This is a genomic window from Flavihumibacter cheonanensis (assembly GCF_022352215.1).
Taxonomy (GTDB): Bacteria; Bacteroidota; Bacteroidia; order Chitinophagales; family Chitinophagaceae; genus Flavihumibacter; species Flavihumibacter cheonanensis.
In genome coordinates this window covers 993,316-1,016,109 of record NZ_JAKRWF010000002.1, presented here as the reverse complement: position 1 = coordinate 1,016,109, position 22,794 = coordinate 993,316, and the positions used below count along the sequence as shown (strand labels likewise).

Here is a 22,794-nt window from a genome sequence, read left to right as displayed (position 1 = left end):
TAGCTTAATTATTCAAATTCGGGTTGTTGATTACTTCCTGTTGAGGAATCGGGAATGTCAACTCATCCGCATTGTAGGGGAAAGATTCTCCTGCAAAGAACAGGTGATTCGATCCACGCGTATTGGTTGCTTTGTTCCGCTTCATTGCCAGATAACCTTTACCCTCACCCCAGAATTCAAGACGTGTTTGTTTGTAAATCTCATCTTTTAATGCCTGACCAGAAAGCGCATCCAGGTAATCTACGTCATCCAAACGGTTTTCAAGAATTTCCTTTAACCGGGTAATAGCTTCAGCATCTTTATTCTGATAGGCCTTTGCTTCTGCATTTAGCATATAGAACTCATCAGCTCTCATATAGATATAGTCAGTTTCGATATTACGTTGACCACCAATTACTCTTCTAGGATCGAAGAATTTGTTACGCGGTCTTAATGCAGCATCGAATTGGCCTCTACGGATATCATCGGGACGCATTGAATCAAATAAACCTTTGTCCATAACTTTGGGATCACCAGCCCAAGCATAACTATAGGTATAAATATCCATCTGTCCCCACCAGGAAACCAGGTCAAGATCACTCTGCAGATTAATATCAACTCCCCAGATCCAACTTGGAGTAGCTACGTTATTAAAACCAGACTCAGGATTGGTAACAGTTGTACCAGACAATACCGCCACAGTTTGAGCACGGGTTGTCAATGGGAAACCTGCATCAATAATTTCCTGAGTTAAAGTTTCAACCTGAGCCCAGTCACCAGCCTGTCCCCTTGAAGCTAGCGCATAGGCCAGTAGACCTTTAGCAACATCTGCATTTACCTGATCTTTTGTTGTACGTTCAAAATCACTCAGGTAATCAATTGCCTTCGTTAAATCATCTACAATGAGATTGTAAATCTTCTGAGAAGTTACTCTTGGCTGATTCAACTGGGTAGCACTTGTATAAAGCGGAATGCTTTTTTCTGATCCGGTACCATATTCTTTTGAATAGATATTGGACAGATAAAAATATGCATAGGCTCTCATTGCTTTTGCTTGCCCCATCAGATGACGCTCATTGGTTTCTGTGGGATTTGCATCTGTACCACCCAATGCGTCTATAATCAGGTTAGCCCCGAAAATTATACGATAATAGTACCGCCAGGGATGATAATTATCAATCCTCGTAAAATCGAGAGACGATTGATAGCGCGCAACGTTGGAATACCATCCATAGTTCAACGCACCGAGAGCCATATCGCTACTTAACATATCGGTGTAGATATCCACACTTTTCTGACCAAAGTCATCATGCTGCGTAGTTCCACCAATGAAGGCAGTGTACATGGTTGTGTACAAACCGGCAATGTTACCGTTCAGCAGATTTGGATCCAGGGCAACCGCTTCAGCAAGTCCGCGGTCCGTTACAAACTCTGTTGCATCGGTATCCAAAAACTCTTTTTTACAACCAGTGAAGATCGTAGAACCGATCACAAGGGCAGTAATTATATTTCTAGTTCTCATTTTGCTTTTTTTACAAATTATAATTTAACACGCATACCTACAGTAAGTGTAGACAAGGGCGCATAAGTGTAAATGCTGGAACCACCAGTTTCTGAAACAGTGGGGTTGAAACCACGACGTGCAGAACGGATCCACAGGTTATCACCTGATACGAAGAATCCTGCATCAGCAATACCCAGGCGATTGTTCAAAGACTTAGGCAGATTGTAACCCAAACGGATATTATTCAATCCGAGTGCAGATGCCTTTGTAAGGAAACGGGTAGAGGTAGCATTAGCGTTTGCATCCTGCTGGTTAGACAAACGGGGAACATTGGTAACCTGGCCGGGTTCAGTCCAAGCTTTGAACTGATCTTTATGCCAGTTATTTCCACCTACCAGTCCGTTGTTCATCAAACTCTGATAAGCTCCATCAATTGCATATCCACCCAGAGTGTACAGGAACTGAATAGCAATGTCAAATTGCTTCCAGCCACCTCTCAGGTTGATACCACCACGAATGGTTGGGATACTTGATTTTCCAACAAAATACTGAGTAGCCTGAGAATATGTTTTAGTAATGCTCTGCTTCAATGCGCCATCCTTATCAGGATTGGCAGCGAGGAAAGCAACGAGGTCAGTTACCTGCTCTCCAGCCTGGAAGGTATTATCATTATTTAAATCATCATAGAAAACGGTCCAGGTTGAAAGTCCGTCTGCAGGATCCACACCTTCGAAATTACGCATGTAAAAATCGAATACGGAGCCACCTTTTGCCCAACCATAAGGAGATTGGTTGTCGATCGCTTTTGGTAAACCGGTTGAAGGATCGATTGGCATCTGTGTAATGGTATTCTTAAAGTGTTCACCATTGATGCCCAGATCGAAATAGTAATCCTTCTTTTTCAGCAGGTGAGCAGTAAGATCCCACTCAAGACCCTGGTTGCGAAGTTTACCATCGTTTACTTTGATCAGTGCAAAACCACTTGAAGGACCTACACGACGATCGAAGATCAGATCATTGGTGTTCTTGATATAGTAATCCACAGAACCTGTCAGGTAATTTCCCAAACGGAATTCAATACCAGTCTGGAACATCTGAGATGTTTCCCAGGTCAGATCAGGGTTACCTTTTGTTGAGAAGGCAAAGGCTGGGTTATTATTCAGGTTATCAACGTTGAAACGATCGTAACCAGGATAGAAACCTACACCTTCCTGCTCACCAATAAGTCCATAGCTCGCTTTCAATTTCAGGAAGTCAAACACTTTCTGTTTGTCCATGAATGCAGCATTGGAAACAATCCAGCCCAAACCAACTGAACCGAAATTACCCCACTTATCATTCAGGAAGCGGGAAGAACCATCACGACGAATAGTTGCTGACAGGTAATAAGTAGCATCGTAGTTATAGTTCAACTGCGCAAAATAACTTTCCAGTTTGAAGTTATTTGTGTAAGAAGTTGAAGGGGTAGAAACTACACCGTTGTTTAATTCTTCGCTGGTATTAGACACCAGGTTGTATCTGCTTGCATCAGCAAATGATTGTCTCCAGTCAGTTGCTTCATGAGCTGCCAATGCTTCAATGCTGTGATTGCCATAAGCTTTGTTAAAGCGCAACATTTTCAGCAGGTTGGTATTCAACAATTCTGTTCTGGACTGATAGATAGAACCATTTTGTCCGGCAGCTGAACCATAGAACTTATTCAGCAGGTTAACGAAAGAGTTGTTGTAATACTGAACACCCAGTCTTGTTTCAAAAGAAAGATACTTAGTGAAGTTTACCTTGATATTGGTATTACCATTCAGTTCGTTTCTACGGCTCTTAACAGTATTGAATGTTGCATCTGCAATCGCATTGGTTAGAGAACCAAACTTACGTCCTGATTCACCATAATCAAATTGACTACCACCATAAATTGGATCAGGAATATTATTTCCGGCCGCATCCTTCATGTACAGAGGGTAAATAGAAGGAATGTTATCAACAAACCAGAAAATACTGTTGGAACTGCTACCCTGACCATTCTGATTAGTGGTGGTATTCGCATAACCAATGTTCATGCTTGCAGTTAACCAACTGCGGATTTCCTGATTCACATTCATTCTGGCAGATAAACGCTGGAAATCGGAATTAATAGAATAACCAACATCTTTAAGGTAACCTAAAGATGTATAATAGTTTGATTTTGCATTACCTCCACCAAGACGCACATTCGCTTCCTGACGGGTAGATGGCTGGAATGCATAATCTTCCCAAACCTCAGGATTAAAACGACGTGAAACACCGGAACGAACTTTACCAGTTGCAGGATCAATCAATTCTGCACCACTGGCAACATTCCACATGTTATAGTCAGGATCAATGCCAGATGTAGAGAATAAACGGGTGTTAGCATAGGCAGTAGGATCAGCATTGTTAAGTGCACGACCCTGGTTGTAAAGTGCCTGCCAGCTTAACCCAATATAATCTTCCGGACTGGTAATCTTATCATGACGGGGAAGCAGAGAAAAGTTGGTACCCAATCTACCGTCAATTTCGATGAACGGTTGCTTGCTACGACCATTTTTGGTTGTAATGATGATAACACCATTCGCACCACGTGCACCATAGATCGCAGTAGCAGCCGCATCTTTCAATACAGTTGTAGATTCTACGTCGCCCATATTGATCGCGTTGAGGTTTCCATCATAAGGAACACCATCAATCACATAAAGCGGAGCACGGTTTCCATTTACTGAACCAATACCACGAATACGGATAGTTGCAGCAGCACCAGGCTGTCCAGTGGTATTGATTACCCGAACACCAGCAACTTCACCGGCAAGGGCCTGTGAAACGTTTGAAGTGTTTTTGTTAGTCAAAGCCTGCGCAGAAACTACTTTTGCAGATCCGGTAAAGGCTTCTTTAGTGGTATTGCTATAACCAACAACTACCACTTCCTGTAAATCTGTATCAGAAGCTTTTAATACAGCATTGATGGTATTTCCATCACCAATGCGTTGTTCAAATTCACTGAAACCTACACCGGAAATTACCAGTGATCTTGCAGTTGCAGGAATGTTAATGGAATAGGTACCATCTTCATTGGTGGTAGTACCTGTGGTTGTACCCTTAACCACCACCGATGCATTGGCAACAGGATTGCCGGATGCATCAGTTACCCGACCCGTAATAGTTCGGGATTGTGCCCATAGTTGCCCTGCCAGGACAACCATGCACAAAAGCATGCAGAGCATTTTTCTCATGTACATTGTGTGTTTGATTAAAAAAAAATCTTTGTTAAATAGTATGACAGGCGAAAACTTGAATAGCTGCATTAAATCTGGTTTAACAAACCAGAAATTTTATTCAAGATAATTTGATCGGAGGGTATTGTGGATAGAGCACTGCTCTCACTACGGCGTAACGTTCTCATGTGTTTAAAAATTTTACTGGAATTAACAAATTAAACACACAATATTTAAACTAAGGTTAATTGTTTATGGTACAATACATAGTTGTTTCTATCATTATTGTATTTTTACTGTATAATACGCTTATTTTACCTATTAAAATTTATGTTATTTATTCATGCCAATCAGAATAGAAATGTGAATGAATTCAAAATTTCTTGAATAGTTTATTGAATGAAAAAAGGAACCAACATTGGTTCCTTTTTTATTTGAATGGTAATTCAGTTACTTCAATACTTCCAACAATTTATTCTCCAAATCAGGTCCGCGTAAATTCTCTGCAACGATAATTCCATTGGGGTCAATTAATACATTGTAGGGAATTCCTTCAAACCCATACACTTTCACAGATTCACTATCCCAGAACTTCAGATCACTCATATGCGACCAGGTTAGTTGATCATCTTTAATAGCCTGCAGCCAGTCTTCCCTGCTTTTATCCAATGATACACCTAAAATGGTAAAGTTTTTTTCACGGAATTTATCATAGGCTCTAACCACATTGGGATTTTCTTTTCTGCATGGACCGCACCAACTGGCCCAGAAATCTACCAACACATATTTTCCTTTGAAACCAGATATAGATATGGGCTTTCCATTTTCGTCCGGCATGGTAAGTTCAGGTGCAGGTTTACCAACCAGGCTTTTGGCCGACTGTCTTTTCTCCATTTCTTCCAACTGGGCTTTCTGCTGATCAAATGTTTTTTTCACCGACTGTAGACTTCCATATGCAGGAAAGCGGTTAACCGTTTCCGTTAGTATCTGTTCAAATTCATTTCTTGGAACTATCTGAGAAGCGAGTCCCAGGGTAAACATACTTACAGCCGGACTTTCACTTTTACTAACCACACCTTTTACATAACCTGTAAGATCAGCAATTAGTTTATTTTTTTTATCCGTGAGTTCCAATACCATAGTATCCGAACCGGGGAATGATTTTATACTGTCCAGTTGTGCGAATACATAATTAATCTGTAAACTGCGATCACTGTACTCATTGATAAGATCCTGAATTTGCTTGCTGGCCGGAGATCCTGCAACTGAATAGTTCCTCTCCCTTTTAGACATATCCAATTCCACAGTGATTTCTTCCGCATCATTCACTACCAGAAAAACAGGTCCATCATCTACCGAAACTTCGTATACCCCCTCTTCTTTTGCCTTTGCATTTAATGTAACAGTACCTGATGCATCTTTTATTGTGGCAGAATCCAGAATAACCGGAACCGCATCAGATCCAAATGGAATTTCTTCAATTTGAATTCTACGGTTAGGCATTGGAGTTAGCTTATCTGCATTAGTAAACTTAACTGTAACCGAAAAATCACCTCCGGCCTTTTTGGTCTGGCAGGATGCCAGAATCACCAGCAGGATAACAACCATGCTGTTTATTGAACGGGAAATTTTCATACGCACTTAATTATTGATTTAGTTTTTGCTCTAATACTGCTGTTGTTGTTTTGGGATCTGCTTTTCCTTTCGATACTTTTTTCACTTCTCCCATGAATAAACCAATCAGTCCTTTTTTACCTTTTTTGTATTCAGCTACTTTTTCAGGCATTTTTGATAATACTTCAGCAACCCATTGTTCGATCTGGTCTTCGCCGGCATCCTGCAACAACTGAAGGGAGGTCGCAAGAGTAACAGGATCAGCAGCAGGCTGCTCCAGCAATCTTGGAAATAAACGGGAAGAGGCTGAAGAAAAACTAATCTTACCGGAATGTACCAATTCTACCAGCCTGGCCAGTTGCGAAGGTTCCAGTTTAAACTGATCAATGTTCAGATTATTTTCATTCAGCCAGGCTTTGATGGGACCCAGTATCCAGTTTGCAACAGCTTTGTATTGTTTTGTGAATTGAATGGTTGCTTCAAAATAGTGAACCAATTCTTTTTCATCACTTAGTAATCTGGCATCGTATGCGGGTAGCTGGTAGTCTTTCATATAACGCTGCTGGATGGCATCCGGTAATTCTGGCATCCCACTGCGAATAGACTCCAGTTGAGCAGCTGATATCACAAATGGCGGCAGATCCGGATCGGGGAAATAGCGATAATCGTTTGCTTCCTCTTTGGATCTAAGAGAGAAGGTTATCATTCGTTCCACATCAAAACTTCTGGTTTGTTGCTGAATGGTTTCTCCCCGCTCAGCCATTTCCATCATACGCTGCGCTTCTATTTCGATCGCTCTCTTTACATTTCGAATGGAGTTCAGGTTTTTAACCTCTACTTTGGTCCCCAACTTTTTTTCTCCCCTTGGGCGGATAGAAATATTGGCATCACAACGCATGCTCCCCTCTTCCATATTTCCATCACATATACCCAGAAAACGTACCAGCTTCCGGATCTCGGTTACAAAAGCGTATGCTTCTTCTGCACTATACATGTCAGGTTCGGATACGATTTCAATCAGTGGCACACCTGCCCGGTTGTGATCGATTGCTGTCTTTTCAGGATGCGCATCGTGAATGCTTTTGCCGGCATCTTCCTCCAGGTGGATATGATGCAGCTTTACGGCGCGCTCCACGCCATTTACCTGGATCTTTACTTCACCACCCTGGCAAATATTATTGATATGCTGAGAAGTCTGGTATCCTTTGGGTAAATCCGGGTAGAAATAATGTTTTCTGGCAAACCAGTTGGTCTCTGTGATTCTGCAACCACAGGCAAGGCCCATTTTCACCGCCGCCACCATGGCTTCCTGATTAAGCCTGGGCAGCGTTCCCGGGTAAGCAAGTGTAATCGGACTGATGTGGGTATTGGGTGCCCCCCCAAAGCTGGCAGAATCACCGCAAAACAATTTGGTTTGCGTGGATAATTGGGCATGTACTTCCAATCCTATGACCAGTTCATATTTATCCTCCAGTTGAATCGGTGCTTCCCGAATGCTTGCTTCCATGGCGCAAAGGTAGGGGGAATGAGAGAATGGAGGAATGGAAGAGGGAAGAATGGAAGAAGGGACAAAGGAACACGGATATGAAAAGGGTGGGTACCGGAAATCCGGCACCACCCTTTATTTCACTGTTTTTGAGGGTCAAAGTTCTGCAGTGCGAAGTTTGCGGGGAACTTTGAGTTCTACCTTTTGTGATTTACCATCACGCAGGTATTCGATGGGAAGGGTGAGCTTTTTAGCTTCACGTGCAGCACGGTTGCCATCGACCAGTTCATTCACACTATTAATTGATTTGCCATCAAAGGAAGTAATGATATCCCCTTCTTTAATACCGGCTTTTGCAGCCGCTGATTCCTCATCCACCTCCAACACTTTTACTCCTTTACCATCTTCAGTATCCTGTGCCTTGATGCCTAGTTTAGGCTGATTTTCATTCCAGTTAAAATTGAAATTCCGCCCTCTAAAGCCTTCCAAATTAAATTCTTCATTATCAAAAGGTATAACCATGGGCTCTCTGCCATTAAAACTGAATGACGATGCCCGCTGACCCAGGGTGGCTACCAGCTCAGCTGATTTTCCATCCCTCAAGTACCCTATTTTGATCTTTTCTTCCGGTTTGAATTTTCCTATGGCATCGGTAAGCGCCTGGGGTGATTCAATTTTGATATCGTTTATTTTGGTAATAATATCACCCTTTTTAAGTCCGGCTTTCTCCGCTGCACTTCCTTCTGTTACCTCCATAATGACCGCCCCGCGTTCCGATTTTTCAGTTGACACACCTAGAAATGCCTTGTTCATACCCCGGAATTCAATGATCCTGTCTTCCTCGACCCGGCCCTGCAAACCACCATCCTGAAAAGGGGATCGTGGTTGCCTTGGTATAGTCACCCGCATGGTATTTCCATCCCTTACAATGATATTCTTCTTAAGAATGGCTATTTCATCGTTATTAAATTCAGCCAGGGGTTTGCCATTTACTTCCACCTTATCATCCTTAATGACAATCGTCAGCTTCACATCCTTGCCTCCTTTGTCTCCCTTGTCTCCTTTGTCCCCCTTGTCTCCCTTCTCCCCTTTCCTCTTAATAATGATCTGATCATATTCCCCAAGTCCTTCCTTTTCCTTTTGCTGGGCAGATGCCGGCTGTGCCATAACCATCAGTATCCCTAAACCAGCGGCTGCAAACTGAATCGCTTTCATATTATTTTTCATTTACGGTGATTTTCGTAGATCAAATATAGGAGAAGTTTTCAATCTACGAAACATTTCGGAAATGTTAATTTCCCTATCATCGGTCGGGGACCGATGGGTTTACCAATGTGTGAGGCACTGTTCGGTCATGATAGAACTGTACCCTCCCTGGTAGGTTGGTATACGCCCAGATAGAGTAGCACCCGCCATGGCATTGCGGCGTGTTAGATCAGAGCAGGGAACGAATGGCGGCAATTACCGCAGGCAGGTTGCTGGCATCCTGTCCACCGGCAGTTGCCAGGTTTTTCTGTCCTCCACCCCCACCCTTGATCAGAGGCGCCACTTTTTCCTTAATAAGTTTACCTGCATCCAGACCACGGGCAGCCACCACCGTATCCGCAATGGATATCGCTACGGATGGTTTACCGCCAATATTGGCAGCCAATACCACCAAATAATCGTTCAGGTTATTTTTCAAATCAAAACATAGTTTTTTAAGCGCATCTGCATTGCCTACTTCTACGATATCGCCTATAAACGTTATGCCGTTTACGATTTCATCTTTCTTCAGCAACTCATTCCGGATACCAACCAGGGCACGGTTTTCGAGGGATTCCAGTTGCTTTTTTAACTGGGCATTTTCTGCCAGCGCGGCCTCAACTGATTTAGTTAGCTCCTTTGGATTTTTAAATGCCATCTTCACCGACTCCAATTGATCCACCTGCTCTGTCAGCCAACTTGAAAATGCACCTCCGGCAACTGCTTCCATTCTGCGTACTCCGGCTGCCACAGCAGATTCACTTACAATTTTAAAATACCCCAGTTCACCCGTCGCTTTTACATGTGTTCCCCCACATAGTTCAATGGAATACTTTGGGTCAATCGTAACCACCCGCACCAGGTCGGCATATTTCTCCCCGAAGAGTGCCATCGCGCCAGCGGTTATTGCTTCTTCTTTTGGCATTTCCCGGATTAGAACCGGCCAGTTCTCCCGGATTTTTTCATTCACCATTGCTTCAATTTGCGCCAATTCTTCCTCACTTAGTTTTGCGAAATGCGAAAAATCGAATCGCAATTGCCTTGAGTTTACCAGCGATCCCTTCTGTGCCACATGTGTACCCAATACCCCGCGCAGGGCTGCATGCAGAAGGTGGGTTGCGGAGTGATGCACTGCAGTTTCCTGACGCTTTGAAGCATCCACCCGCGCTGTTACAATACCGGTAATATTGACCGGCAATTTTTCCGATACATGTATAATAAGATCATTTTCTTTTTTCGTATCCACTACAGCGATTTCTTCACCCTCAAAGGACAACACCCCGGTATCTCCAACCTGTCCGCCGCTTTCAGCATAAAAAGGGGTTGCAGATAATACCAACTGGTAAGCTTCTTTCCCCTTTGCTTTCACCTTACGGTACCGGATGAGTTTTGTCTCCACTTCCAACTGATCATACCCTACAAATACTGAAGATTGATCTTCCTGGAAACTTACCCAGTCTTCGGTATCTACGACAGTTGCAGCGCGACTCCGTTCTTTCTGCTGTTCCATTTCCTTCCTGAATCCGGCCTCATCTACTTCCAATTTATTTTCCCTTGCAATCAACATCGTAAGATCTAACGGGAACCCATAAGTGTCGTATAATTCAAAAGCAGCTGCACCATCAATTGAAGTTGCTGATCCAGTCATTATATCATCCATTTTTTTCAATCCTTTCTCCAGCGTTCGCAGGAATGCTTCCTCCTCTTCTTTTACCACCTTAGTCACGAAATCCAGCTGTTGCTGTAATTCCGGGAATACTGTTTCAAATTGTTTTCCCAATACCGGCATCAATTGAAACAATAAAGGCTGCTTGTAATCAAGATAAGAATAGTAATAACGAACCGCCCTGCGAAGAATACGGCGGATCACATAACCCGCACCCGTATTCGAAGGCAACTGTCCGTCTGCAATCGTAAATCCAATCGCACGGATATGATCCGCAATCACGCGAAAAGCAATATCAGCACGATTATCGCTGAATCCATAGGTCTTGCCGGTGATTTTTTCCGTCGCAGCAATCGTTCCGGTAAATACATCCGTATCATAGTTCGATTGCTTACCCTGTAATACCCGCACCAGTCGCTCAAATCCCATACCTGTATCTACATGGGTAGCAGGTAGTGGCTCCAGGCTACCATCTTTCTTACGGTTGTATTGAATAAATACATTGTTCCAGATTTCAATTACCTGGGGATGATCCTTATTAACAAGTTCACGTCCTGGTACCTGCGCACGTTCTGCATCCGGACGGCAATCCACATGGATCTCACTGCAGGGACCACAGGGACCGGTATCGCCCATTTCCCAGAAATTATCTTTTTTATTTCCATACACGATATGATCCACCTCCACCAGCTGCTTCCATTTCGCCAGTGCAACAGTAGATGCAGGCAAATTCTCAGCGGGATCACCTTCAAAAACGGTCACGTATAACCGATCTTTTGGTATCCTGTATACTTCTGTCAGCAATTCCCAGCTCCATTCAATCGCTTCTTTCTTAAAATAATCTCCGAAACTCCAGTTACCCAGCATTTCAAACATGGTATGGTGGTAGGTATCCACACCAACCTCTTCCAGGTCGTTGTGCTTTCCACTCACACGTAAACATTTCTGGGTGTCCGCTGCCCTGGTATAAGGGGCTTTTTTATTTCCCAGGAAATAATCCTTGAACTGGTTCATACCCGCATTGGTGAACATCAGGGTAGGGTCGTTTTTCACCACAATTGGCGCAGATGGCACTATTACATGTCCCTTGGAAGCAAAAAAATCAAGGAACGCTTTTCTTATTTCAGCACTTGTCAACATAATTCGGAATGATTCTTGAGCGTATTTTTCGCCGCGCCTGCTATATTTGCGCAAAGCCGGTGAAAGTGGTGCAAAGCTAAGGAAATGGGCTGTGCAGGCATATATGAAAAAAATCAAATATTACTATAACCCGACAACCCTTCGATACGAGAAGCTTGAAACCCCCCTTCGGGTGAAGCTGCTTCGCGCCCTTGGTTTTATAGCCGGCTCCCTGGTTACTGCCCTGATTATAGTCTCCATCGCCTTTCAATACCTGGATTCTCCCAAAGAAAAAATCCTCCGTCAGAATTACGAGCGGGCCCGGGACAACTACGACCTGCTCAACATGCAACTAGGTAAGTTGAAGCAACAGATGACGGAGCTGGAGAAAAGAGATAATGAAATTTACCGCTCCATTTTTGAGGCCAGCCCGATCCCCGACAGCGCGAGAGTAAAGGAAATGGAAAAGCAGAAAGAGATCCAGCTGGTCCAGGCTATGGACGCAGATGCGCTGTATACCGATATCGTTGGTACCTTAAATAACCTGATCAAGCGGGCTGCCTATCAGCATAAATCCTACGATGATATCGAGGGATTTATTAAAAACAAAGAGATTCTGCTGGCCGCTACACCTGCTATTCAACCGGTAAGCAACTCAGATTTACGAAGGATCGCTTCCGGTTTTGGTTACCGCATTGATCCGGTTTATAAAACTGTAAAAATGCATGCGGGACTTGATTTTGCAGCCCCACAGGGAACCCCGATTTATGCAACTGCCAATGGAACCATCAAACTTGCAGGCAATACCGGAAACGGATATGGCAACCATGTCATTGTAAATCACGGATACGGATATGAAACCCTGTACGGACATATGTACCGGATCAAAGCCAAATCAGGTCAACGGGTAAAACGTGGCGAGATTATCGGCTATGTAGGAAGTACAGGAAAATCAACCGGTCCGCACCTGCATTATGAAGTGCACAAAAACGGGAAACGGCTCGACCCCGTTTATTTCTTTTACAACGACCTTACTCCCGAGCAGTACGATCGTTTGCTTAAAATGGCTGCCGCGAGTAACCAAAGTTTTGATTAAAGCGATACCATTTTGCGGCACGACCATTGTATCTTTATGCATCAATGGCGAAGGCATATCAACAAATCACCTTAGATTTTGGATTTCAGGAACCAGAAACTCCTGAGATAACTACCTTAACCACCGAGGTGGATGCCATTTCGCCTGAGCCTGCTTCAACATTAAAGGCCCCGGTTAAAATTGAGCAGACAACTGAAGCAACTGCGATCACGCTACGCCGTAAACCCGGCCGCAAACAAAAGGAGAAAACCTGGAAATCCGCCACCCCGGGCAAACGTGGGCGAAAATCATTAAAGGAAATAGCAGCCGAGGCCGACCTGGTTGAAATCCCCTCTGACGAGGAATTGTTCACCAAACAGTATTATAGTATCGGTGATGTGGCCAACATGTTCCGGATGAACCCGGCACTGATCCGCACCTGGAGCAATGAATTTGAGTCCATGCTAAAACCGCGGAAAAACCGCAAAGGGGACCGATTTTACCGGCCGGAGGATGTAAAATTCCTTCATCTTATTTATCACCTCGTACGCGTTCGGAAGTTTACCCTGGAAGGCGCCAAAGAACACCTGAAAGGACAAAAGAAAAAGATGGAAAACCAGTTCCAGGTGATTCAGAAACTGCAGCAGTTGAAAGCTTTCCTGCTGGAATTGAAAGCGAATCTTTGATTTAGTGTTGATTTGTTACTACCACTTCACGTGTTTCTCCTGCCAGTTCAATTTCCATAGATTCGAGCAGACGTAATATTTCAAGGTTGATGGTCTGCTTCAACTGATTGAACTCAGCCATGGGTATCATGCCGGTATAATATTCGGCAGTAACGATAAATGCATTGGCTGTAATATCACTCAGCAAACAGGAATAATTTTCAATCGCAGGATGACTTAGAATGGTTTTAATACCTGCCACTGCATGGTCCAGTTTTACGGTAGAGGTTTTCAAAGAAAGTTCCAGTCTTAAATCGGCCCTGCGCTGCGAACGCAAACTCAGATTATCCATAATGCTGTCCACCATCTGCTTATTGGGAACGCTTACATAGGTTTTCTGATCCGTTCTTAGCCTGGTACTCCTCAGGCCAATTCGTTCTACCGTACCTGTTATCTGCTGAACTTTTACCGTATCACCCACGTGAAACGGTTTGTCGAAAAAAATGATAAAAGAAGCGATCAGATTCTCAAGACTCTCGCGGGCAGCAAGGGCAAGAGCACCCGCAACGATAGAGAGACCTGCCAGGTAGGTAGTGATATCCTTATTGAAAGAAAAACGGATAACCAACAGAATACCAACTATAACCAAAACGGTCTTAAAGAATTCCTTGAAAAAAACAACCATCTGGTTGTCTGCCAGATCTTCTGTAAGATTGGCTCTTTGCTCCATCAGCATTGCAATGAAATCAATCATTCTGCGTAGTAACCAGATAAAAATAATCACCCAAATACCTTTTGCAATACTGGCAAGAATATCTCTGATTTCTACCTGGTAGATCTTTATATTCAATAAGGCCGGAAACTTCAGATTATCAAGCGCGATCATGGTAACCGAAACAATCAGGAATACCTGCATAGGCTGAAAAACCAGCTCTACAAATGAATGCTGATCAATTTTCCAGGACCTGCTTTTAATGATTTTGAAAATTATACGTGATAATACCCTGGACAGATAGCGCTTAAAAAGAATGGCAAGCAGGATGGTTCCTAAACAGATGATATACGCACGAACCGTATTCTCAAGGAAAACATAGTCCAAAACCTCCTTCATGTTGACATCCGATTTATAAACTGTAAATAAATAACCTGCCTTGCTTTAAAACATACAGATGATCCAGGCTGACCTGAACTTTACTTGCTTTTTCGAGCAGTTCCGGAACAGCCTGCTCCTTCAACTCCAAACTTCCGGGAACATAACTTTCCAACATACCCCCTTTCCTTCCCAATACCCTGTTCCCAATTACCTGTAAATCCGTCCATCCGGTTAATGCTACTTTGTTTTTAAGTGTACCAAAATAATCCAGTACAAAAAGACCTCTTGCAGGATCATAGAGATAAACCAACCTGCCTGCATCAGCAATGAACTGAGGTGAAGGTGGGTCATCCACAATAACCCTGAAATCCACAGTTTCACCAATCAGGTTACCATTATCATCCAGTCTTTTCAACCTTCCTTCCAATTCATCATATACCCAAACTCCATTATCAAAAGATTGCGCAATTGCTTTTGCCTGGAAAATCTGGTGCTTTCGAAGATCAATGGTTAAGCGATTATTCAAAAACCGGTCCAATACTACGATGGTACCAAAATCTTTATAGAACAACAACACTTTAAGCGGATTGGAAACATCCATGGAGTATAACTTACCATACCTGCGAACATCATTAAATACGCTGATGGAATCACCTTTGGGAGAAAGTTTTTTCATCTGTCCGGTTGCATCTAACAGGTACATATAACCGAGATTATCCACGGCAAAGCCCGTAAGGTTCTCTCCCACCACCTGTTTCAGGCGAAAACTGTCATTCAGGAAATGTGGATCAGCTGCCTGTACATACAGCCGAAGTAACAACAATCCCAGTAATAACAAGTTTCTCATGGTGTATAATATTCGAGACATAACGTAGTGCCGTCAAAAACAGCATAGGAATCATAGCGCAGCCAATCACCCAGGTTAACATAACGGCTCTGTTCATTCAATTTGAAATCAATGGGCAGGTGGCGGTGACCAAAAACAAAATAATCGAAACTCTCTTTCTGCAAAACCTCTTTGCAATATTGAATCAGCCACTCCTTGTCTTCACCCAGAAAAACTTCGTCCGACTGTCCGGTGGCCGCCCGACTTTTACGACTCATATAATTAGCCAGCCCAATTCCCCAACTGGGATGTAAGGCTCCAAACAACCACTGACAAAATTTATTCCTGAAAACTTTTTTGATGAATTTATACCCGTGATCTCCTGGTCCCAATCCATCCCCATGTCCAATCAGGAATTTCTTTCCGTTGAATTCAAACCTTTTCTCTTCGTAATAGACGGGAATATTGAGCTCCTGTTCAAAATAACCATCCACCCACATGTCGTGATTACCTACAAAAAAATGAACCGGTATACCTTTATCAGTAAGGGATGCGAGTTTACCCAACAATCGCACATATCCTTTTGGAACCACCGTTTTGTACTCATACCAGAAATCAAAGAGATCTCCTACAATGAACAACTGCCCCAGCTCAGGTTCAATCCGGTTCAGAAACTGAACGATTTTTTTTTCACGAATGAGACTCTGCGTATGATCAGGCGCTCCCAGGTGAAAATCCGAGATAAAATATATTTTCTTTCCAGCTTCCAGTTGCATGCCCGCAAATATACTATTATCCCTTTTCGCGCCGGTATTGCAACACATCACCACCTGGGATTAGTGGTCTTCCGGTAACATCACCATTAAACCAGTAAATCCAGGCTTCGGTGGATTGGCCATTGGCTGATTGAATAGTAGCAATCTCCCTTTTATACAAGGCGGGTTCACCTTCCTCCGGAGCCACTCCCTCATAATCATCCAGCTGGGCGATCGCCCAATCCCAGTCTGCTTCCGGCTTTAACCGGTATAATTCTCCGAATATCCAGTTGTCCTCCATTGAAGGAATGGCCGCAGGATATTCTCCCATATCGTATAATACACCGCGCACTTTTCCTTCAGCAACAAAATCAAAATGCTGGCTGATATAAGAGTAAGCCGGATGATGAAAACCCCTCCGCAGGGATCCGTAGACAAACAATAACATGGATAACAGGTTTAAGAATTATCAAGAAGAAAAAGATAGACTTCCTTCGGACCATGAACTCCCACTACCAATGTTTTCTCAATATCTGCTGTGCGACTTGGGCCGCTGGCAAAGCTGATAAAGGAAGGTAGACTGGTTCCATATTTTTCTTTCAAAAGCCGAAGTCCGTCTTTGATATCATAGACCAACTGACTGGTTGTAGCTATGCATATATGTACCGGAGCATATACACTGGAGGTACGGCCACTGGCCTGTGCACTGCTCAGAACAATGGTACCGGTTCTGGCTACCAGGCACTCACAACCTGTAATTGCGGCATCACAATTCTTTAAAGCCTCAGGCGACTGATCTTCCAGCAAAACTGAACGAACCGCTTCTTCGGTTATGCCTGCCCGCAAATCTTCTTCCCTGCAATAAATTTTCTGAAAATTTTTCTGTTTGGCAAGCAGCGCCAGTTGTAATTCCAACTCCTGCTGATTCAGACAAAAAACAAACTTACCCTGTAATTTCCCGAACTGCTCGGCAAATAAAAGATCAAGATCATCAGGTGCAGGCTGAAAAACGGAATTGTTTCCTTCGCTGGAAGGAAATGGAAGAGGCGTTGATTCACTCAACGCCTTCCTTATTTTTTTTAAAATTGATTCTTTGGATGCAGCCGCTTTCATGACTATCAGGCAATACTCGGTGACTCGTCCACTTCCAGTGTTTTCTTTTCTTCATATGGACGCTTTCCGATCAGTTGCTCCACGTCACTCTGGAAGAGTACTTCTTTATCCAATAATTTTTCTGCAAGTATCTCCACCTGCTGTTTCTTCTCGGAAAGAAGTTTCTTCGTCCGGTCATAAGCCACATCTATCAGCTTTCTTACTTCCTCGTCAATGAGTTTGGAAGTTTCTTCTGAATAGGGCTTAGTGAAAGAATTTTCATTTTGTGGATCATAGAAACTTACATTCCCCACTTTCTCATTCATTCCATATACAGTTACCATGGAATAAGCTATCCGGGTAATCTGCTGCAGGTCATTCTGCGCACCGGTTGAAATTTTATTGAAGAAAATATCTTCAGCCGCCCTTCCGCCCAATGTCATACATATCTGATCCAGTAACTGATCGGTATTGTAGAGATACTGTTCTTTCGGCGTGTATTGTGCATATCCCAATGCTGCCGTACCTCTTGGTACAATGGTTACTTTCAATAGCGGATACGCATGTTCCAGGTACCAGCCACAGATAGCGTGGCCTGCTTCATGGTAAGCAATGATCTTTTTTTCATCAGGAGAGATAATCTTGTTTTTCTTTTCTAATCCTCCGATAACACGATCCACCGCATCCTGGAAATCACCCATGTCCACCGCTTCCTTGCCTTTACGGGCAGCGATCAGTGCGGCTTCGTTACAGATGTTGGCGATATCCGCTCCTGCAAATCCGGGAGTCTGCTCTGCCAGTTTATGAATATCCACCTGCTCGGAAACCTTGATTGGTTTCAGGTGCACTTTAAAAATCGCTTCACGACCTTTTACGTCCGGCTTGTCTATGGTTATCTGACGGTCAAATCGTCCAGGCCGCAACAATGCGGTGTCCAATACATCCGGACGGTTGGTAGCAGCCAGTACGATGATCCCGCTTTCTCCACTGAATCCATCCATTTCAACCAGCAACTGGTTCAGGGTACTTTCTCTTTCATCATTGCTCATGATCGCATTTTTACCCCGTGCGCGACCAATTGCATCAATCTCATCAATGAAAATGATACAGGGCGCTTTTTCACGGGCCTGCTTGAACAGGTCGCGTACCCGACTGGCACCTACACCCACAAACATTTCGACGAAATCTGAACCACTCAAACTGAAGAAAGGTACCTGCGCCTCTCCTGCCATTGCTTTTGCAAGCAGGGTTTTACCAGTTCCCGGAGGGCCTACCAGTAATGCTCCTTTAGGTATCTTTCCACCCAGGTTGGTATATTTTTTTGGATTCTTAAGGAAATCAACGATCTCCATTACTTCCACCTTAGCTTCATCGAGGCCCGCAACATCGTTGAACGTTATGTTTACTTTGGTACCCTTATCAAATAACTGGGCCTTGGACTTTCCTATATTGAAAATACCACCCGGACCAGCACCGCCGCCTGCACCACCGCCCATTTTCCGCATCAGGAGTACCCAGATAAGCACGATAATGAAAATTGGCAATACGAACTGGAAGATAGGAGCTAACCAGTCGCCCTCTGTTTCATCGTATCGGGGCACTTCATTCACCTGGGGATTCTTAGTATAAAAATCTCGCAGGTCGTCGGTAAAGATTTCCGGTTTGGCGATAGTAAATTCGAATTGAGGGGCTTTATCACTAAGGGTAGCATTGAACCCTTTCGGTAATTTTTCCTTGTAAAAAGGTTTGGAAAGACTGTCGGGTTTTATATAAACACGAACCAGGTTCTTATTGCTGATCAACTCGATTTTGGCAACATCACCTTTAGCAAGCATTTCCTTAAACACATCAAAGTTGATACGTTTGGCGTCCGGAGTAAAAGAACTGAACAGGTTAAATCCAAGCAGGATTACCGCCAGCGCTCCCCACACCCAGTAAATATTAAAACGGGGTCCCCGGCGCGGATCATTTCCACCTCCATCCATTCTCGGCCTCATCCGGTTAAATCCTCCCCTGTCGTTTGATTTCAGATCTTCTTGTGACATATTTTAGATAACTATAAATATTTAATGCTTATGTGCCGTCTTTGTTCAAATGAAGTGGTTAAACTTATGACTCGTAATTGGTCATAGGTGCATCGCTCCACATTTCTTCCAGTTTGTAAAAGCGGCGGATTTCAGGTTGCATAATATGCACCACCACATTTACATAGTCGATTAATATCCATTGGGCTGATTGCTGGCCTTCATGCCGGTAGGGCGCTTCTCCCAGGGTTTCTTTTACTGATTGTTCAACGGAATCGGCTATGGCTTTTACCTGTGTATTGGTGCTGGCCTCGCAGATCACAAAGAAATCGGCAACAGCTTCATGAATCTTTCTGAGATCCAGGGAAACAATGTTTTCTCCCTTCTTATCCTGGATAGCCTTTATGATGGTGGTCAGGATTTTGGAATTTTTGGTAAGGCGAGTCACACTACTGCGTTGACGTGAAGCTAAAGCTGACAATGGTTCCAATAATCTATTCTTTTAGTGAACTAAAAACTGAAAATACTACATTCGTCCCGATCAAAAGTACTAATCTTTTGCGCAATCCTATGCCTCATTATCCTATAGGACATAAGCTTACTATTCTGGACTCCGTAGACAGCTCCAACAACTATGCCATGGGCCAGGTTCAGTTACGAAAGGCAGAACATGGATCGGCTTATTTCGCACTCGAACAAACAGCAGGAAAAGGACAAAGAGGGAAACAATGGCAAAGTGAGCCAGCCACCAATATCATGGTAAGTATAGTGTTGGAAACCAGTCAGCTGGCGAGTTCGGACCTGTTTTACCTAAGTATGGCAATGGCGCTGGGAGCCCGCGACTGGCTGGCGAAGCATACCGGAGAGGAGACCCGGGTTAAGTGGCCGAATGATCTTTTCTGGCGTGACAGAAAGGCAGGCGGTATCCTGATCGAAAACAAATGGTCTGGTTCAGAATGGCAGTTTGCTATAGTTGGACTTGGCATCAACGTAAACCAGGTGGTATTTGAAGAAACGGGTCGGAAACCGGTTTCTCTTCGGCAGATAACCGGAAAAACCTATGATTTGATGGAGGAGACCCGTAAGCTATTTGAAAACCTGGAGCTCCGCTGGAAGCAGTTGCTAGATGGAAAAAGATCTAAACTGCATGAAGATTACCAAGCTTATCTGTTCGGAAAAGGAAAAATCTGCCGCTTTCGCAAGAATACGATTGTTTTTGAAAGCCTGGTAGTTGGAGTGGATTCGAACGGCGAGCTCCTGACCAGGGATAAAACCGACCGCCGATTCCGGGTCGGAGAAATAGAATGGGTATAATCAGGTTAGTTTTTCTGACTGGGCGAAATTGGGTAGGAAAGAATACCTATCCTCCAGGAATGGATCCTGCTCTGCTTCGCGGGCCTCCACTTCAAAACGGTTCATATAGTAGCCTTTTCTAACGGATTCCACCAGGTATAGAAAAAGGAAACGGATCCAGCCATATTGCCGGAATTGCCGGATGTGCGCCAATTCATGCCGCAACCAGCGTTTGTTTCGCAGAAATTCCTGGTGATGTGTGTTGTAAAGATGGACAGTTCTTCCCAGTACCATTGCCATCTTATCAGCTTTCATTCGTTTGGCCGCCAGTTTTGCCCAAAAAGAATCTTCCTTAATATAAAAGGTGTCAGCCATATGTATCCACGATGTTAATACATTGTGCCTATATCTGACTGACACCAACCGAAAATTATTTTAGTGTGATATCAGCCCACTGCCAGGCTTTCTGGAAACGGGATTGCACTTCTCCTGCTTCAGCCATTTTCCCCTGGCCAGTCAGCGCTTTTTGAAGGCCATGTAAAGCCCATCCATTTTCCGGGAAGGTTTCCAGGTCCTCCCGATACACTTTCTCAGCTGCCACAAACTGGCCGGATTTTATCAACCAGCTTCCTAATCGTAAGCGATTGGAAAAAAACCAGTCAGGTGGTTCATTGTAATTCAACTGATCTTCCAGTTGAATTGCCTCTTTGAATTGTGTTATGGCCAGATCCAGTTTTCCCTGCCGGGCGTTCAGTTCTCCTTTCAGAATGAGAACCGCCATATCTACCAATTGCTGGGCCGGGTTCATATCCCAGATTATTTGCTCCTTTAAAGTCCCCTCTGCAGCAATTTTTTCCAGGGCAGTAAGTTCCAGGCTGGCACTTTTATAATCCGATTTACCCGCAAACGCCAATCCTCTTGCATAGTGCCAGATTGCTTTGGGATACTTCAATGACTCCCCGGGCATGGGTAACCGAAGAATTTCTTCCCATTTTTCTAGCTGGGCCAGCACATAATAGGGGATACTGTAGAAATGCTGAACCGTGATGCTCTCTGCCAGGTTTTTTTTATCAGTCTTCCGCGAAACCATCCAGGCTGCATCAATGGCTTTTTTTGAACTTCCTTCCAAAAAGGCACAGGCTGCCAGAAAATGAATATTATGCGGATACAGTAACATTGGATAAAATCCCTGGGCACGGCACTGACTTATATACACACTATCTGAAGCGGAAGCTTCTTCATTTACCAATACCCCTTTATGATAATCACCTGTACGGATATAAGTATGAGAAGGCATGTGTACCAGGTGACCATTCCCCTTTACTAATGAAGCCAGTTTATCCGCAAAGGGAAGCGCTTTCTCTGGTTCCCTGGAAGCTTCCGTTGCATGAATATAATAATGAATGGCGCCGGGATGATCCGGCCATTTTTTCAATACGGATTCAATTACAGAAACGGTATGACTGGTCCATGGTTGCGCTGTTCCGTCTTTTAGCCAGAAATTCCAGGGATGCTCATTCATCAGTGCATCTATATACAGTACCGCTATCTCCTCACTGGAAGGATGCAATTCATACAATTCCTTCATTGCCTTTACATATGCGGCATTGTATGGGGTCATGTTTTCAACCGGAGTAGCTGGAAAACGCAGTGCCAGCGCATTAATCAGGCCCTTTTCCAATTCTGTTGCAGTCAGGCTTCGGGACTTTGCATTTTGGATAGCTTCATTGATATCTTTTAATGCACCGGGATTCAATGCAGCATTGTAATTGGGCCCAAGCACCATAGCAAGCCCCCAATAGGGCATTGCAGCAGTTGGATCCAGGCGGATCGCGGTTTTAAAGGATCTTCCCGCCTCTCCATGATTAAAAGCATACAACTGACTCAATCCCTGGTCAAAATACAGTTGGGCTGAATCCACCTTGGTAGCTATTGCTAAATGAACCAATTTAAATTCCCGAATAAGCGGCCCATGATCATCACTCATCAATGACCAATCAAGCGCAGGAGCACAAAATACGGGAATGCTGGATATAGCTGGTTCATATTGTTTGCTACCAGGTTCCCCGGAGGTGAAAAAATAAGCCAACCCAAGGCACAATGCCAGTATAAGCACACTTTTCATGATAAATGG

At 43.8% G+C, this 22,794-nt stretch carries 18 protein-coding genes; 3 read left to right on the top strand and 15 right to left on the bottom strand.

Annotated elements, in window-relative coordinates; translation table 11 throughout:
* Positions 1 to 4: 4 nt before the first annotated feature.
* From MD536_RS13705 to alaS, 6 genes are all read right to left on the bottom strand, one after another.
* Positions 5 to 1,501 carry a RagB/SusD family nutrient uptake outer membrane protein gene (locus tag MD536_RS13705; protein WP_239601062.1) on the bottom strand — a complete coding sequence of 499 codons (1,497 nt, stop codon included), beginning with the start codon at positions 1,499 to 1,501 and terminating at the stop codon, positions 5 to 7.
* Between the two features lie 17 nt (positions 1,502 to 1,518).
* Complete coding sequence (locus MD536_RS13700; protein WP_239601054.1) at positions 1,519 to 4,725, bottom strand: SusC/RagA family TonB-linked outer membrane protein; 3,207 nt, start codon at positions 4,723 to 4,725, stop codon at positions 1,519 to 1,521.
* A 432-nt stretch (positions 4,726 to 5,157) separates the two neighbouring features.
* Positions 5,158 to 6,342 carry a peroxiredoxin family protein gene (locus tag MD536_RS13695; RefSeq protein ID WP_239601049.1) on the bottom strand — a complete coding sequence of 395 codons (1,185 nt, stop codon included), beginning with the start codon at positions 6,340 to 6,342 and terminating at the stop codon, positions 5,158 to 5,160.
* A gap of 10 nt (positions 6,343 to 6,352) precedes the next feature.
* Positions 6,353 to 7,828, bottom strand: a complete 1,476-nt coding sequence (gene gatB, locus MD536_RS13690; protein ID WP_239601040.1) for an Asp-tRNA(Asn)/Glu-tRNA(Gln) amidotransferase subunit GatB — start codon at positions 7,826 to 7,828, stop codon at positions 6,353 to 6,355.
* A gap of 135 nt (positions 7,829 to 7,963) precedes the next feature.
* Positions 7,964 to 9,034, bottom strand: a complete 1,071-nt coding sequence (locus MD536_RS13685) for a PDZ domain-containing protein (protein WP_239601039.1) — start codon at positions 9,032 to 9,034, stop codon at positions 7,964 to 7,966.
* A 208-nt stretch (positions 9,035 to 9,242) separates the two neighbouring features.
* Positions 9,243 to 11,858 carry an alanine--tRNA ligase gene (gene alaS, locus MD536_RS13680; protein WP_239601033.1) on the bottom strand — a complete coding sequence of 872 codons (2,616 nt, stop codon included), beginning with the start codon at positions 11,856 to 11,858 and terminating at the stop codon, positions 9,243 to 9,245.
* Between the two features lie 103 nt (positions 11,859 to 11,961).
* Here alaS and MD536_RS13675 point away from each other — a divergent pair, with 103 nt between their 5' ends.
* Both MD536_RS13675 and MD536_RS13670 read left to right on the top strand, forming a co-directional pair.
* The gene (locus MD536_RS13675) at positions 11,962 to 12,933 is read left to right on the top strand and encodes a M23 family metallopeptidase (protein ID WP_234866869.1); all 972 of its coding nucleotides are present in this window, start codon (positions 11,962 to 11,964) and stop codon (positions 12,931 to 12,933) included.
* A gap of 44 nt (positions 12,934 to 12,977) precedes the next feature.
* Positions 12,978 to 13,598: a MerR family transcriptional regulator gene (locus MD536_RS13670; protein ID WP_239601031.1), complete on the top strand. Its 621-nt coding sequence runs from the start codon at positions 12,978 to 12,980 to the stop codon at positions 13,596 to 13,598.
* Position 13,599: 1 nt separating this feature from the next.
* Here MD536_RS13670 and MD536_RS13665 read toward each other — a convergent pair whose 3' ends face one another.
* From MD536_RS13665 to rsfS, 7 genes are all read right to left on the bottom strand, one after another.
* Complete coding sequence (locus tag MD536_RS13665; RefSeq protein ID WP_239601030.1) at positions 13,600 to 14,688, bottom strand: mechanosensitive ion channel family protein; 1,089 nt, start codon at positions 14,686 to 14,688, stop codon at positions 13,600 to 13,602.
* Between the two features lie 13 nt (positions 14,689 to 14,701).
* Positions 14,702 to 15,517 (bottom strand): hypothetical protein, encoded by an 816-nt coding sequence (locus tag MD536_RS13660; protein ID WP_239601028.1) that lies wholly within the window; start codon positions 15,515 to 15,517, stop codon positions 14,702 to 14,704.
* The gene (locus MD536_RS13655; protein WP_239601027.1) at positions 15,514 to 16,272 is read right to left on the bottom strand and encodes a UDP-2,3-diacylglucosamine diphosphatase; all 759 of its coding nucleotides are present in this window, start codon (positions 16,270 to 16,272) and stop codon (positions 15,514 to 15,516) included. Before MD536_RS13655 ends, MD536_RS13660 begins: the two co-directional genes overlap by 4 nt.
* 16 nt (positions 16,273 to 16,288) lie before the next feature.
* A complete protein-coding gene (locus MD536_RS13650) occupies positions 16,289 to 16,699 on the bottom strand; it encodes a gamma-glutamylcyclotransferase family protein (RefSeq protein WP_239601025.1) in 411 nt (136 codons plus the stop codon).
* An 11-nt stretch (positions 16,700 to 16,710) separates the two neighbouring features.
* Positions 16,711 to 17,364 carry a LutC/YkgG family protein gene (locus tag MD536_RS13645; protein WP_239601023.1) on the bottom strand — a complete coding sequence of 218 codons (654 nt, stop codon included), beginning with the start codon at positions 17,362 to 17,364 and terminating at the stop codon, positions 16,711 to 16,713.
* Positions 17,365 to 17,369: 5 nt separating this feature from the next.
* The gene (ftsH, locus tag MD536_RS13640; protein ID WP_239601022.1) at positions 17,370 to 19,388 is read right to left on the bottom strand and encodes an ATP-dependent zinc metalloprotease FtsH; all 2,019 of its coding nucleotides are present in this window, start codon (positions 19,386 to 19,388) and stop codon (positions 17,370 to 17,372) included.
* 64 nt (positions 19,389 to 19,452) lie between these two features.
* Positions 19,453 to 19,815 (bottom strand): ribosome silencing factor, encoded by a 363-nt coding sequence (gene rsfS / locus MD536_RS13635; protein ID WP_239601020.1) that lies wholly within the window; start codon positions 19,813 to 19,815, stop codon positions 19,453 to 19,455.
* 122 nt (positions 19,816 to 19,937) lie between these two features.
* Between rsfS and MD536_RS13630 the strand changes: the two genes are divergently transcribed.
* Entirely contained in the window at positions 19,938 to 20,681 is a 744-nt protein-coding gene (locus MD536_RS13630) for a biotin--[acetyl-CoA-carboxylase] ligase (RefSeq protein WP_239601018.1), read from the top strand.
* Here MD536_RS13630 and MD536_RS13625 read toward each other — a convergent pair whose 3' ends face one another.
* Together MD536_RS13625 and MD536_RS13620 are read right to left on the bottom strand one after the other, a co-directional pair.
* The gene (locus MD536_RS13625) at positions 20,682 to 21,035 is read right to left on the bottom strand and encodes a DUF4157 domain-containing protein (RefSeq protein WP_239601017.1); all 354 of its coding nucleotides are present in this window, start codon (positions 21,033 to 21,035) and stop codon (positions 20,682 to 20,684) included.
* A gap of 55 nt (positions 21,036 to 21,090) precedes the next feature.
* Positions 21,091 to 22,785, bottom strand: coding sequence for a hypothetical protein (locus tag MD536_RS13620; protein WP_239601015.1), 1,695 nt, complete (start codon positions 22,783 to 22,785; stop codon positions 21,091 to 21,093).
* Positions 22,786 to 22,794: the final 9 nt, after the last annotated feature.